Raw genomic sequence first — 13,600 nt, 5'->3', positions numbered from 1 at the left:
CGACGTGGGTTTCGACTACGGAGGCCGGACCGGTTACGAGCCGATCAGCGACATTGACCGCAAGGAGTTCCACGAGCAGGGCTTCCTGCTGCTGCGCAATGTCCTGACCGAGGACCACCGGGCAGCCCTGGAAGAGGCGGTCGACCGCGTCTACGCCGAGGAGAAGGCGAAGGGCAACACCACCAAGGACGGGACCCTGCACCTGCTGGGCTTCCTGGAGCGGGACGAGCTCTTCGGCGAGCTGCTGACCCACCCCATCTCCTTCCCGTACATGTGGGGCCTGGCCGGCTGGAACATCTACACCCACCACAACCACCTGGACGTGACCCCGCCGGCGCTGGAGCCGGAGAAGCCGTACTGGGGTTGGCACCAGGACGGGTACCGGCAGAACTCCGACCCGGAGACGATGGACCCGAACCTGCCCCGCCCGATGTTCTCGCTCAAGGTCGCGTACGTGCTCTCCGACCTGTCCGAGACCGGCCGCGGCGCCACCAAGGTCATCCCCGGCAGCCACCTGTGGAACTCGCTCCCCCGGCCGGCGGACCTGACCGTGCAGAACCCGGACCCGGAGGGCACGGTGGAGATCACCGCCAACCCGGGCGACGCGTTCATCTTCGACCGCCGCCAGTGGCACTCCCGGTCGACGAACCTGTCGAACATCACCCGCAAGATGCTCTTCGTCGGCTACACCTACCGGTGGATCCGCCCGCTCGACGAGCTGCACATCGACAAGGACGGCGAGTGGTGGGCCAACCGCACGCCGGTGCAGCGCCAGCTTCTCGGTGAGGGCACGCACACCGCGAACTACTGGGGCATCAACTGGGACGGCTACATCGACGACGAGATCCCGCTGCGCAAGGAGCTCAAGCAGCGCGACCTGCTGGACCGCAACATCCCCTGGCTCCGCTGAGCAGATGACCGGAAGGGGCTCCCGCGCGCGGCGTGGGGGCCCCTTTCCCGTGTCGGCCTCCGACCGTCCGTCCCGCCCCGGTCAGCGTGCGGCGAGCCGGCGGCGGGCCTTCTCCCGAATCGACTCGGGCAGATCGGGGGCGTCCAGCAGGCGGGGCAGCAGCTCCGGCTCCAGGCTCGTCGCGCGGAACACCTCACCGATGGTCACCCCGTGCGCCGGCCGCTCCACCACCTGGATCGGATCTCCGGCGGCGGCCTCCCCCTCGCGCAGCACCCGCAGGTACGCCCCGGGCAGCGCCCGCGCCGTGAACCGCTTGATCAGATCCGGTACGCCCCAGAAGCCGGCGAAGGTCCGGCACGGGGTGCGCGGCTTGGTCACCTGGAGCAGGGCGGACCCGACGAGCCACTGCTCGCCGATCACCGCCCCGGTGACGTCCACCGCGTACGTCGTGAGGTTCTCGCCGAGGCCGCCCGGCCCGACGGACCGGCCCAGCTCACCGGACCACCAGCCGGCGTCCTCCTCGGCGTAGGCGTAGACCGCCTGATCCGGGGTGCCGTGGTGGGCGCGCTCGCCGATGAAGTCACCGGCCACTCCGTCGACGCGGAACAGCACCGGCCCGTCCACCGGCCGCTTGTCGATGCCCGTACGGCCGCTCGCGTCGCCCGCCCACGCTGCCTCGGTGACCACGCCGAGGTTCACCGCCGCCACTCTGCCCGTCATGGCAGCCAGCCTAGTGGGCGGGCCGGTGGGGACGTCAGGGCCGGCTCAGCCCTTGACCGCGCCGGCGACGAGCCCGGAGACCATCCGCCGCTGCACCAGCAGGAAGAAGATGATCACCGGCAGCGTGAAGAGGGTGGACGCCGCCATGACCGGACCCCACGCGGTGTCGTCCCGGCCGAAGAAGAAGGTCATCGCCACCGGCAGGGTGTAGCGGTCCTGGTCGTTGATGAAGGTGAGCGCGAAGATCAGCTCGTTCCAGGCGGTGATGAACGAGAAGATGCTGGTGGCCACCAGGCCCGGCGCGACGAGCGGGAAGAGGATCCGCCGGAACGTCTGCGCCCGGCTCGCCCCGTCGATGGCCGCCGCCTCCTCCAACTCCTTCGGCACCGCGGCCACGAACCCGCGCAGCATCCACACCGCGAACGGCAGCGAGAAGCCCAGGTAGGTGAGGATCAGACTGGGCAGCGTGTTGTAGAGCCCGAGCCGCTGGATCATCAGGAACAGCGGGATGACCAGGGCCTCCAGCGGGATCATCTGCACCACCAGCAGCATGATCAGGAAGCTGGTACGCAACCGGAACCGGAACCGGGCCACCGCCGTGGCGGCCAGCAGCGCGACCAGCCCGCTGAGCAGCACCGTCGAGACGGCCACCAGCGCGCTGTTGAGGAAGAAGTCGACGAAGGTCACGCCGGGGATGAGGTTGCCGGTCAGGATGTCCCGGTAGTGCTCCAGCGTGGGGTGCGTCGGCACCGGCTGCGGCGTGGCCGAGAAGATCTCCCGGCTGGGCTTCAGCGAGGTGGCGATCATCCAGTAGACCGGGAAGGCCGCGAAGAGCGCCACCAGCAGCCCGGCGCCGTTGAGGGCGACCTTCTTCACGACTCGTCCTCCTGCTTGAGCACCATCCGTACGTACAGGCCGGTCACCACGAGCAGGATCAGCGTGAGGATCACCGCGATGGCCGCGCCGAGGCCGTACTTCGGCGGCGGTGAGAACGCCTCCGCGTACGAGTAGATGGAGAGCATGAACGTCGGCCGGTCCTGCGTGCCGCCGGCCAGCACGAACTGCTGGGTGAAGACCTTGAAGTCCCAGATCGTGGAGAGCACGATCAGGATCCCGAAGACCGGGCGCAGCAGCGGGAAGGTGATCCGCCAGAACACCCGCCACGGTCCGGCGCCGTCCACCCGGGCCGCCTCGTGCAGCTCGCTCGGCACACTCTTCAGACCCGCCAGGACGCTCACCGCGATGAACGGGAACGAGTGCCAGACCACGACCAGGGTCAGGATCGAGAAGAACAGCAGCGGAGAGTTGAACCAGCCGTAGCCGGTCCAGTCGCTGCGCCCGAACAGGCCCTGCGAGAGCCCGTCCGGCAGCGCGTTGAACAGCCAGGTCACCAGCCCACTGGTGTCGTCGAAGATCCATTTCCAGACGATCGTGCCGGTCAGTGCCGGGGTGGCCCAGGCCAGCATCACGCAGCTCGCCACGAAGGTCGCCATCTTCCGGCCGAGTCGGTTGAGCAGCAGGCCGACCAGGGTGCCCAGGATCATCGTGAGCACCACGTTGGCGACCGCGAACAACACGGTGTTGCGCAGCACCGTGAGGAAGAACGGGTCACCGAGGATCTGGGTGTAGTTGCCCAGACCCACCCACGGCCACTCGCGGTCGCCGCGCAACTGCCGGACGTTGTTCAGCCGGTAGAACGACATCGCCACCACCTGGCCGAGCGGCCAGAGCAGCAGCCCGCCGATGATCACCAGGCAGGGCAGGAGCAGCAGGTACGGCAGGCGGTCGACCCGTCGACGCCGCCGCGCGGGGGTCTCCCGCGCGGCGGGCGTCTCGGGCGCCTCGGTCAGCGTGGTCACTTGGCGTTGAGGATGCTTTCCATCTCCGCGGCCGCGTCGGCGGTAGCCTTCTCGACCGTCTTCTGACCCTTCATGACCGAGCTGTTCATCGCCTGGGTCACCGTCTTGGTACGGCTGACCTCCACCCACTTCGGGGTGAGCGGCGTGACCTTCGTGTTCTGCATCGTGGTCGCGAACGCCGACATGATCTTGTCATTCGCGTACGTGCCGCCGGCAACCAGGTCCTGGTAGACCGGGAAGAAGCCGAGGCTGTCGGCGAAGGTCTGCGCGTTCTTCTTGTTCAGCAGCACGGTCAGGTAGTCCCAGGCGAGGTCCTGCCGTTCGCTGTCGCGCCAGACCGCGACGTCCGAGCCGCCGGCGAATCCGGGTGCCGCCTTGCCGTCCGGGCCGGGGATCGGGAACGTGCCCCACACCTTCTCGATCTCGGGGTTGTCCTTCTTGATCGCACCCTGCTGCCAGCTCCCGGCGAACGCCATCGCCGCCTTGCCGGTGGCGAACTGCGTCCGGGCGTCGATCTCGTTCCAACCGGCGGCGGCCGGCGGGGCGACCTTGTGCACGGTCACCAGGTCCGTCCAGAACTTGACCGCCTTCTGCGCCTCCGGGCTGGTGTAGCCGGACTTCCAGGTGCCGCCCTGCTCGGTCGCGATCTCACCGCCGGCCCCCCAGAGGAAGGAGTAGAAGGGCAGCTCCGAGTTGCCCGGCAGGGCGATGCCGTACGTGTTCGGCTTCTTGGCCTGGACCGCCTTGGCGACGGTGACCAGCTCGTCCCAGGTGGTCGGAGGCTTCACGCCGGCCTCGGCGAACCAGTCGGTGCGGTAGTAGATGGCGCGTACGCCCGCGTACCACGGCACCCCGTACTGCTTGCCGTCGAGCTGGGCGTTGCGCACCAGGTCGGGAAGGATGTCCTTGGCGTCGGCCCAGCCGCTCATCCGGCCGCTCAGGTCGGCGAGAGCCTCCTGCGCCGCCCAGCCCTGGGTCTCGGTGTTGCCCAGCTCGGTGACGTCCGGTCCCTCACCGCCGGCCAGGGCGGCCTGGAACTTCTTCGGCGCCTCCAGCCACGGGATGTACTGCACGACCACGTCGGTGTCCGGGTGCTTCTGCCGGAACTCGGTCTCGACGCCGTCGAGGAACTTCGTCTGGGCGTCGCTGCCCTCGCCCATCATCCAGACCGTCAGCTTGCTGGTGTCGGCCGTGTCGTCGCCCGAGCCGCCACAGCCGGCGAGCACCATCGCGGCCGAAGCCACCACGGCGGTGACCGGGGCCAGCCGCTTCCACCTGTTCACGCCACATCTCCCCTCACACCGCTTGGCACTTACCTTCTCCGCCGCACCTTAGTAGGAAAAAATCCTTTACGACAGTGGGGGCGATCGACGGGAAGCGACGCGACCGTACCGCAGGCCAGGTCCGTGAGGCAGAGGCAGCGGGGCGAACCGGACCGTACCCAGACGAAGGGGCGCCCGACCGTCCGGTCGGGCGCCCCTTCGTGGATCGATGTGTGCGAATTACCGGTAGGTGACGCTGCGGCGTCGGCCGACACCGGCCACCAGAGCCACCGCGATGGCGGCCAGCACGACCTGCACCAGCAGCTCGCCCCAGTCCACACCGGCGGTCTCGGTCGCGATGCCCAACGCCCGCGCCAGCACCGTACCGAGCAGCGCGGCACCCACACCGATCAGCATGTGCAGCCACATCGGCATGTTCTGCCGGCCCGGGACGACCAGACGACCCAGCGCCCCGACGATCAGGCCAACGATGAGCGCGGTGATGATGCCCCAAACGGTCAGCTCCACGGTCGCCCTCCTTCAACAAAAGTTGTCACACGATGTCCGTGTGCTTCCTGTCGTGACCGCTAAGTTCCCGATCGGCCGGAAAACCAAACCGACTTCCGGAACAGAGACCACCGGACCGCGCGGGAGGGCGGGTACCTCCGCTCCCGGTGGACGCCGCGACCCGGGCGGGGCCCCGACCTCCCGGCTAGGTGGACGAACGCGGACGGGCGCCCGACCACGAGGGTCGGGCGCCCGTCGAAACGTGCTTCGGTGCGTACGCCGGCGATCAGGCCGGCAGCGGCGCCGGGTCGGGTCCCCGCGTCAGCGGGTGACGCTGCGGCGTCGGCCGACACCGGCCACCAGAGCCACCGCGATAGCGGCCAGCACGATCTGCACCAGCAGCTCGCCCCAGTCCACACCGGCGGTCTCGGTCGCGATGCCCAACGCCCGCGCCAGCACCGTACCGAGCAGCGCGGCACCCACACCGATCAGCATGTGCAGCCACATCGGCATGTCCTGCCGGCCCGGGACGACCAGACGACCCAGCGCCCCGACGATCAGACCAACGATGAGCGCGGTGATGATGCCCCAAACGGTCAGCTCCACGGTCGCCCTCCTCCAAGAACCTGTCACACGATGTGTGTTTCCCTGTCGTGGGCGACAAGTTCCCGAAGCGCGCGAAACCCAAACCGAATCCGCGTACGACCTCTCGGCGAACGTCGATTCCCGACCCGCGCGGAACCACGCCGGGGCACCGTCCACGCAGGTCGGAAGGGTGTGGGCCCTACTTCTTACCGGCGGGCTTACCCTCGGCGGAGTCGGAGGAGAGCGCGGCGATGAAGGCCTCCTGCGGCACCTCCACGCGGCCCACCATCTTCATCCGCTTCTTGCCTTCCTTCTGCTTCTCCAGCAGCTTGCGCTTCCGGCTGATGTCACCGCCGTAGCACTTCGCGAGCACGTCCTTGCGGATCGCCCGGATGGTCTCGCGGGCGATCACCCGGCTGCCGATCGCCGCCTGGATCGGCACCTCGAACTGCTGCCGCGGGATGAGGTTGCGCAACTTCGCCGCGATGGAGACGCCGTAGTTGTAGGCCTTGTCCTTGTGCACGATCGCGCTGAACGCGTCGACCGCCTCACCGTGCAGCAGGATGTCGACCTTGACGAGGTCGGACGCCTGCTCGCCGGAGGGCTCGTAGTCCAGCGACGCGTAGCCCTTGGTCCGGCTCTTCAACTGGTCGAAGAAGTCGAAGATGATCTCGGCGAGCGGCAGGGTGTAGCGCAGCTCCACCCGGTCGGCCGACAGGTAGTCCATGCCGAGCAGCGTGCCCCGCCGCCCCTGGCAGAGCTCCATCACCGCGCCGACGTAGTCGTTCGGCGTCAGCACGGTGGCCCGTACCGTCGGCTCGTAGACCTCGGCGAGCTTGCCGGTCGGGTACTCGCTCGGGTTGGTGACCACGACCTCCTGGCCGTCGTCCTGGATCGCGCGGTAGACGACGTTGGGCGCGGTGGAGATCAGGTCGAGGTTGAACTCACGCTCCAGCCGCTCCCGGATGATCTCCAGGTGGAGCAGGCCGAGGAAGCCGCAGCGGAACCCGAAACCGAGCGCGCCGGAGGTCTCCGGCTCGTACGTCAGCGCGGCGTCGTTGAGCTTGAGCTTGTCCAGCGCCTCGCGCAGGTTCGGGTAGTCGGACCCGTCGATCGGGTAGAGGCCGGAGTAGACCATCGGCTTCGGGTCCTTGTAGCCACCCAGGGCCTCGGTCGCCGGCCGGGCGTTGATGGTGACCGTGTCACCGACCCGCGACTGGCGGACGTCCTTCACACCGGTGATCAGGTAGCCCACCTCGCCGACCCCGAGCGCCTCGGACTTCACCATCTCCGGCGAGATCACGCCGATCTCCAGCAGCTCGTGCACGGCGCCGGTCGACATCATCTTGATCCGGTCGCGGGCGCTGATCAGCCCGTCGATCACCCGGACGTACGTGACCACGCCCCGGTAGACGTCGTAGACCGAGTCGAAGATCATCGCCCGGGCCGGCGCGTCGGCGTTCCCGACCGGTGGCTGGAACTGCCGGACGATCTCGTCGAGAAGGTGCGGCACTCCCTCGCCGGTCTTGCCGGAGACCTTGATGCAGTCCGCCGGGTCACCGCCGATCAGGTGGGCCAGCTCCTCGGCGTACTTCTCCGGCTGGGCGGCCGGCAGGTCGATCTTGTTGAGCACCGGGATGATGTGCAGGTCGTTCTCGAGCGCCAGGTAGAGGTTGGCCAGCGTCTGCGCCTCGATGCCCTGCGCCGCGTCGACCAGCAGGATCGCGCCCTCGCAGGCGGCCAGCGACCGGGAGACCTCGTAGGTGAAGTCGACGTGGCCCGGGGTATCGATCATGTTGAGCACGGCCTGCTCACCGGCGCGGTCGCCCTCCCGGATCGTCCACGGCATCCGCACGGCCTGGCTCTTGATGGTGATGCCGCGCTCGCGCTCGATGTCCATCCGGTCGAGGTACTGCGCCCGCATCTGCCGCGGGTCGACCACGCCGGTGAGCTGCAGCATCCGGTCGGCCAGGGTCGACTTCCCGTGGTCGATGTGGGCGATGATGCAGAAGTTCCTGATCCGCGCCGGGTCGGTGGCACCAGGAGCGTTCGCGCCGGAATCGAGCGTCGGTGGCACAGCTGTCCGTTCTGGTCGGCTGACGTGAGCGGGCCGACGCGACGCCGGCCCCCTCTATGCTCCCACGCCGGCCCCGGGGCGGTCAGATCACTCCTCCGGCGGCTCCACGAAGAGCGCGGCGAGCCGGGGCAACCGCCGCCGCGCCTCGGCCTCGTCGTCGAAGTCCCAGAAGTCGTTGAGATCCGGCGTCGGCACCGGGTCGCGGTCGGCCGGCAGGTCCGTGGCGGTCGCCTTGCGGTACGCCTCCCAGGGGGCCGCGAGCATGTCCTCCGACTCGAACTCCTCACCGCTGAGCGCGGCGGCCCGGACCTGCGGCAGCTCGGCCAGCGAGTCCGGGTCGGCGACCGCCCGGGCGAAGACCTGCCGGCCCTGGGTCATGAGCCAGCCCCGGAAGTACTCGAAGCCGTCGTCGGAGGCACCACCGTTGATCAGGTAGGCGGCGCCCCACAGGTCGACCTTGTACGAGGCGGCGAGCACCCGCTGCTGGTGGTGGGCGTAGCCGACGATCTCGGCGGGGTCGCGCTCGGCCAGCAGGGCAACCGCCCGGGCCGCCACCGCGCCGGCCTCACCGCCGCCGCCGGCCCGTGCCTCGTCGATCAACTGCCAGAAGTCGTCGGTCCTCATGGCCTGGCAGTCTCCCAGACCGCCCGCCGCGCGGGCAGCGGGAAGAGCGCGGCGGCGTACGCCAGCATGGGAGGGTGCCCGTCCCACCTCCGCCCTATCACGCGACCGCCGCCCGGCCCGCCTGGGCCGCACTCCCCGTGGGCGTGCGCGCGGCGGTCGCCGCCCGCCTCGGCGCGCCCGTCACCGAGGCCCGGGTGGCCGGCGCCGGCTTCACCCGGGGTTTCGCCGCCGTGCTGAGCACCGCCGACGGCGGCTCCGCCTTCGTGAAGGCGGCCGGGCGGGTCGAGCAGCCACGACTGGTCGACTGGTACGCCCGGGAGGCGGCAGTCCTCGCCCGGCTCCCCACCGGGCTGCCGGTCCCCCGGTTGCGCTGGACCCTCGACGCGGCCGGCTGGCACGTGATCTGCCTGGACGCCGTCGACGGCCGGACGCCCGGCCTGCCCTGGGCACCGGCGGAGCTGGACGCCACCCTCGCCGGGTACGCCGAGTTGGCCGCCGCGCTCACCGACCCGCCCGCCGACCTGCTCGCCCTCGACCCGCCCCGACTCGCCCGGCTGGCCCGCGAGGACATCCTGTGGTGGGGCGAGGTGGCCGCCGGCCGGGAGCCCACGCCCGCGCTGCCCGGCACGCTGGCGAGCCGCCTGCCCGACCTGGTCACGCTGGAGTCCCGGCTGCCGGAGTACGCCGACGCCGCCCCGCCGAACGCCCTGATCCACGGCGACCTGCGGCTGGACAACGTGCTCGTCGACCGCGAGGGGCACGCCTGGTTCTGCGACTGGGCGTGGCTGACCCGGGGGCCGGCCTGGTTCGACCTGGCCGGTCTGCTGATCACCGCGTACGCCAGCGGCCTGGACGCCGACCGGCTCTTCGCCGAGCATCCGGCGGCGGCCGGCGCCCCCACGGACGCCCTCGACGCGACCCTGGCCGCCCTGGCCGGCTACTTCCTCACCAGCGCGGCCGCCGCCCCGCCGACCGCCTCCGCGACGATCCGCCAGCACCACCGCTGGAGCGGCGAGCAGGCCCTGGCCTGGCTCGCCACCCGCCAGGGCTGGAGCTGACCCGGGCGCCCCTACCCGGCGGGCCGGCCGGGCTGGCGTGGGTCGGGCTGGCGTGGGTCGGCCGGGGCTCGCGTGGGCCGGCCGGGCCCGCGTGCGCCGTCGTCGGGCAGGATGGGACGCGGCCGGAACCGGGCCGTTTTGGCTCGTCCGGGGCGGACCTGGTAACCTGGCTTTTCGCGCGACGGTGACGCATGCTCGTTGCGCGGAAGCTGACCAACCCGAGCTATCAAGACGAGGCTGTCGCGTGGCGAACATCAAGTCCCAGATCAAGCGCAACCGGCAGAACGAGAAGCGCCGGCTGCGTAACAAGTCGGTCAAGTCGTCGCTGAAGACCGCCATCCGCAAGTTCCACGAGGCCGCCGAGACCGGCGACGTCGAGCAGGCTGCCGCCCTCATGCGGGACGCCTCCCGCAAGCTCGACAAGGCCGTCAGCAAGGGCGTGATCCACGCCAACCAGGCCGCGAACCGTAAGTCCGCGATCGCCAAGCGCGTCGGTTCGCTGGCCGCCTGACCGAGGCGACGCCAGACTTCACCGGAAGCCCCCGGCAACACCGGGGGCTTCCGGCTGTTCGCGTCTTCGCTGGGCCGGGGGCGCGTCTTCGCTGGGCCGGGGGCCAGGACTCCGGGATGAACCGGCCGGCGAGGGCCCGCGCCGATGTGGTGGACGACGCGGCGTCACCGGCCGGTCAGGACGACCCGTCGCGGCTCCGGCCGGCCGTCGAGTCGTCGGCAGAGCTGCTCGGGCTGACGGTCTCGACCGACACGACGATGCCCGGCAGGCTGTGCCGGAGCCAGCCCACCCGGGCGCGACCGACCACCGGCTCCATCTGCCGACGGAACCGGTCCCGCTCCTGCTCGGGCACGAGCGCGGCGGATCGCACCACGACCGCCGCCACCATGTCGTTGAGCTTCACCATGACCGCGACAGCCGCCGGCAGGATCAGCACCGCCCACCAGCTGACCAGCTCGGCGAGGGCCAGCAGCGCGGCCAGCGCCACCACTCCCTCGAAGAAGAGGAAACACAGCACCCCGCCGGGGTTGACGAACCGCAGGCCGAGAAGGCGCGCGTAGAGCGGCCGGTAGTGGTCCTCGTCCGCCGCGAGCGTGGCCCACGACGTCCGGGGCACTCCGCTCACCGGGCGCCGCCCCCGCGGGCGGCGGCCATCGAGAACACCGCCCGCTCCAGCGCGTACGCCCGGTCGTCCGAGCCGCCCTTGACCGCCGCGTTGCACTCCGCGGCGACCTGCATGGCCCGGACCAACCCCTCCGGCGTCCAGCCCCGACCCTGGCGCTGCGCGCGTTCGATCTTCCACGCCGGCATCCCGAGGCTGCTCGCCAACTGGTAAGGGCTGCCCCGACCGGCGGACGCCACCCGGGCCACCGTGCGGACGCCGTCGGCGAGGGCGTCCGCGATCGGCACCGGGTCGACCCCGACGTGCAGCGCCCAGCGCAACGCCTCCAGCGCGGCCGGGACGTCGCCGACCATCGTGGCGTCGGCCACCGTGAAGCCGCTGACCTCCACCCGACCCCGGTAGTAACGGGCGACCGTGTCGGCGCCGATCCGCCCGTCGGTGTCGGCTATCAGCTGCGAGCAGGCGGCGGCCAGCTCGCGCAGGTCGTTGCCGACGGCCGCGATCAGCGCCTCCGCCGCGTCCTCGGTGCACTTGCCGCCGGCCCGGCGGATCTCGTCCCGGACGAACGCCACCCGGTCCCGGTGCCCCTTGAGCTTCGCCGCCGGCACGACCGTCGCACCGGCCGCCTTCAGCCCGTCGGCGAACGCCTTGCCCTTGGCGGCGCCCAGGTGCAGCACGATCAGCTGGACGTCCGGGTCGGGATTCTTCGCGTACGCCAGCAGCGCGGCGACCAGGTCCTTCCGGGCGTCCTGGCCGGACCGCAGCACCAGGACCCGGCGCCCACCGAAGAGGGACGGGCTGAGCATCTCGGCGATCTCTCCCACGGTGAGCGCACCCGCCTGGTACTCGCGGACGTCCACATCGGGATCGGCGCTGCGCGCATTCGCGACGGCTTCGGTGACCGCGCGCGTGGCGAGCAGTTCCTCGTCGCCGAGGACGAGCAGAATGGGGGCGAAGCTGGCGGGAGGCACGTCGCCCATATTCGCACGCCCCACAGCGGGTTCGTGCCTGCTCATCAGGCGCTCGGGCGGTGGAGCCCGCACTCAGTGCAAATCCAGACATTTATGTCAATCCACCATTTAATAGACAAACTGCCGACCCATTTCGTCCTGGTGAGGCCACCAGCCAGGCCGGATTGCGCTGCTGTTCGGCAGGGCTCTCAGCACGGGACGCGCGTCGCCCGGTCGGCGAGGGGGCTCGGGGACGGTCGGTCACGGTCGCCGCCCGGGCGCGACACCGCGGGCCACCACGGCGAGCCCGCCGTCACCGTGGACCGCCGCCACGTCGCCGTCCGTGTCGGTACGCAGCACCCGTGCCCCGCCGGCGGTCAGCCGGGCGAGCAGCGCCGGGTGCGGGTGCCCGTAGGTGTTGCCGGTCCCCACCGGCACCAGCGCCACGGCCGGTCGCACCGCCGCGAGGAAGGCCGGGTCCTGGTAGGCCGAACCGTGGTGCGCCACCTTCAGCACGTCGGCCCGCAGGGCGCCGGCCGGCGTCCGGTCGAGCAGGGCCCGCTGCTCCTCGGACTCCGCGTCACCGGGGAGCAGGATCCGCGTGCCCGCCACCGTCGCCCGCAGGATCAGGGAGTTGTTGTTCGGATCGGACCGGGTGCCGCGCAGCGGGTACGGCGGGCCGAGGACGACCAACGCGAGCCCACCGGCCCGGTACGTCCAGCCGGCCGGGACGGTCAGCAGATCGGCCCGCCCGACGGCGGCGGCGTCCCGCACCAGGCCCTGACCGCTCTCCGGCTCCGTCCACGCCGGAGTGAGCACCGCGCTCACCCGCCGCCCCCGGAACACCCCGGCCACGCCGCCCACGTGGTCGGCGTGAAAGTGGCTGACCACCAGCAACGGCACCTCACGGATCCCGAGCCGGCGCAGACAGGTGTCCACGGCTCCCGGTTCCGGGCCCGCGTCCACCACCACCGCCCGGCCCGCTGAGACCGGAAGCACCACCGCGTCGCCCTGCCCGACCGCACAGGCCACCACCACCCAGCCGGGCGGCGGCCACCCCTGCGCGATCAACCGGACCGGCAGGGCGCCGAGCACCACCGCGACGGTCACCACCGCCACCAGTCGACGCACCACGGGACGCCGCGTGGCGACCAGCAGCGCCAGGGTCAGCGCCGCCAGCAGCAGCGCACCCCACACCCCGCCGGGCCACGGCAACGTGCCCGCCGGCAGCCCGGCGCCGTGCCGGGCGACCAGGACCAGCCACCAGGCCGGCCAGCTCGCCAGCCAGGCGGCGAACTCCGCGCCCGCCGGCCACAACGGGGACACCACCGCCGCCGCGACGCCCAGCACCGTGGCCGGGGCGATGGCGGGCACCGCGAGCAGGTTGGCGGGCACCGCGACGAGGCTGACCGTGGCGGACAGCCCGGCGACCACCGGGCCGCAGGCCAGTTGGGCAGCCGCCGGCACGGCCAGCGCCTCCGCCAACCCCGCCGGTACGCCCCGACGCCGCAGCGCGTCCCGCCAGCGGGGTGCGAGCAGCAGCAGGCCGCCGGTGGCCAGCACGGAGAGCGCGAACCCCGGATCGCCGGCCAGTTCGGGATCGACCAGCACCAGCACGGTGATCGCGGCGGCCAGCGCGGGCAGCGCCGCCCGGGGGCGGCCGGCCGCCAACGCGGCGAGACCGATCGCGCCCATCGTGGCGGCGCGCACCACACTGGGCGAGGGACGCACCAGGATGACGAACCCCGCCAGGGCGACCGCGCAGAGCCCGGCGGCGAGCCACGGCCCGGCCCGCGCCCAGCGGGCGAGCAGAAGCACCGCACCCACCACGATCGCGACATTGGAACCGGACACCGCGTTGAGGTGTGTCATGGCGCAAGTAAGGCGGGTTAAGGGTTTCCGGCGTCGGCCCTGC

The 13,600-nt window shown here is 71.4% G+C and carries 13 protein-coding genes and 1 pseudogene; 3 read left to right on the top strand and 11 right to left on the bottom strand.

Going from position 1 to position 13,600, the window contains the following annotated elements; all coding sequences use genetic code 11:
* The first annotated feature begins 4 nt into the window (after nucleotides 1-4).
* Entirely contained in the window at nucleotides 5-910 is a 906-nt protein-coding gene (locus GA0070620_RS28535) for a phytanoyl-CoA dioxygenase family protein (protein WP_091595956.1), read from the top strand.
* Between the two features lie 81 nt (nucleotides 911-991).
* Here the strand turns inward: GA0070620_RS28535 and GA0070620_RS28530 are convergent, their stop codons facing one another.
* The 8 genes from GA0070620_RS28530 to GA0070620_RS28495 form a co-directional block, all read right to left on the bottom strand.
* Nucleotides 992-1,630, bottom strand: coding sequence for an MOSC domain-containing protein (locus tag GA0070620_RS28530; protein ID WP_091595954.1), 639 nt, complete (start codon nucleotides 1,628-1,630; stop codon nucleotides 992-994).
* A gap of 45 nt (nucleotides 1,631-1,675) precedes the next feature.
* On the bottom strand, nucleotides 1,676-2,506 hold the full coding sequence (locus tag GA0070620_RS28525; RefSeq protein ID WP_091595952.1) for a carbohydrate ABC transporter permease: 831 nt from the start codon (nucleotides 2,504-2,506) through the stop codon (nucleotides 1,676-1,678).
* The gene (locus GA0070620_RS28520; protein WP_091595950.1) at nucleotides 2,503-3,489 is read right to left on the bottom strand and encodes a carbohydrate ABC transporter permease; all 987 of its coding nucleotides are present in this window, start codon (nucleotides 3,487-3,489) and stop codon (nucleotides 2,503-2,505) included. The genes GA0070620_RS28525 and GA0070620_RS28520 overlap by 4 nt, the downstream gene beginning before the upstream one ends.
* Nucleotides 3,486-4,772, bottom strand: coding sequence for a sugar ABC transporter substrate-binding protein (locus GA0070620_RS28515; RefSeq protein WP_091595948.1), 1,287 nt, complete (start codon nucleotides 4,770-4,772; stop codon nucleotides 3,486-3,488). Before GA0070620_RS28515 ends, GA0070620_RS28520 begins: the two co-directional genes overlap by 4 nt.
* Nucleotides 4,773-4,991: 219 nt before the next feature.
* Complete coding sequence (locus tag GA0070620_RS28510; protein ID WP_091595946.1) at nucleotides 4,992-5,279, bottom strand: GlsB/YeaQ/YmgE family stress response membrane protein; 288 nt, start codon at nucleotides 5,277-5,279, stop codon at nucleotides 4,992-4,994.
* 300 nt (nucleotides 5,280-5,579) lie between these two features.
* Nucleotides 5,580-5,864, bottom strand: a complete 285-nt coding sequence (locus GA0070620_RS28505) for a GlsB/YeaQ/YmgE family stress response membrane protein (RefSeq protein WP_091595944.1) — start codon at nucleotides 5,862-5,864, stop codon at nucleotides 5,580-5,582.
* Nucleotides 5,865-6,042: 178 nt separating this feature from the next.
* On the bottom strand, nucleotides 6,043-7,920 hold the full coding sequence (gene lepA, locus GA0070620_RS28500) for a translation elongation factor 4 (protein WP_091595942.1): 1,878 nt from the start codon (nucleotides 7,918-7,920) through the stop codon (nucleotides 6,043-6,045).
* Nucleotides 7,921-8,007: 87 nt separating this feature from the next.
* Complete coding sequence (locus GA0070620_RS28495) at nucleotides 8,008-8,544, bottom strand: DUF4240 domain-containing protein (protein ID WP_091595940.1); 537 nt, start codon at nucleotides 8,542-8,544, stop codon at nucleotides 8,008-8,010.
* Nucleotides 8,545-8,618: 74 nt separating this feature from the next.
* On the opposite strand from GA0070620_RS28495, the gene GA0070620_RS28490 reads away from it, so the two are divergent.
* On the top strand, nucleotides 8,619-9,602 hold the full coding sequence (locus GA0070620_RS28490) for a phosphotransferase family protein (RefSeq protein ID WP_091595938.1): 984 nt from the start codon (nucleotides 8,619-8,621) through the stop codon (nucleotides 9,600-9,602).
* 244 nt (nucleotides 9,603-9,846) lie between these two features.
* Nucleotides 9,847-10,113 carry a 30S ribosomal protein S20 gene (gene rpsT, locus GA0070620_RS28485; protein ID WP_091595936.1) on the top strand — a complete coding sequence of 89 codons (267 nt, stop codon included), beginning with the start codon at nucleotides 9,847-9,849 and terminating at the stop codon, nucleotides 10,111-10,113.
* Nucleotides 10,114-10,288: 175 nt separating this feature from the next.
* Here rpsT and GA0070620_RS28480 read toward each other — a convergent pair whose 3' ends face one another.
* The 3 genes and pseudogenes from GA0070620_RS28480 to GA0070620_RS28470 all read right to left on the bottom strand — a co-directional run.
* Nucleotides 10,289-10,729 (bottom strand): hypothetical protein, encoded by a 441-nt coding sequence (locus tag GA0070620_RS28480; RefSeq protein WP_377520113.1) that lies wholly within the window; start codon nucleotides 10,727-10,729, stop codon nucleotides 10,289-10,291.
* A 5-nt stretch (nucleotides 10,730-10,734) separates the two neighbouring features.
* On the bottom strand, nucleotides 10,735-11,715 hold the full coding sequence (holA, locus tag GA0070620_RS28475; protein WP_091595934.1) for a DNA polymerase III subunit delta: 981 nt from the start codon (nucleotides 11,713-11,715) through the stop codon (nucleotides 10,735-10,737).
* A gap of 231 nt (nucleotides 11,716-11,946) precedes the next feature.
* A pseudogene (locus tag GA0070620_RS28470) lies at nucleotides 11,947-13,569 on the bottom strand (ComEC/Rec2 family competence protein); the annotation flags it as partial.
* Between the last annotated feature and the right edge of the window lie 31 nt (nucleotides 13,570-13,600).

This window comes from Micromonospora krabiensis (assembly GCF_900091425.1).
GTDB classification, from domain to species: Bacteria; Actinomycetota; Actinomycetes; order Mycobacteriales; family Micromonosporaceae; genus Micromonospora; species Micromonospora krabiensis.
The sequence above is the reverse complement of the archived record's forward strand: the minus strand, read 5'-3'. Positions and strand labels throughout refer to the sequence as shown.

Bases quoted from the DNA above. Each gene is read 5' to 3' on its own strand.
- GA0070620_RS28530 (WP_091595954.1), bottom strand. From the start codon at position 1,630: ATGACGGGCAGAGTGGCGGCGGTGAACCTCGGCGTGGTCACCGAGGCA.
- GA0070620_RS28495 (WP_091595940.1), bottom strand. From the start codon at position 8,544: ATGAGGACCGACGACTTCTGGCAGTTGATCGACGAGGCACGGGCCGGC.
- holA (WP_091595934.1), bottom strand. From the start codon at position 11,715: ATGGGCGACGTGCCTCCCGCCAGCTTCGCCCCCATTCTGCTCGTCCTC.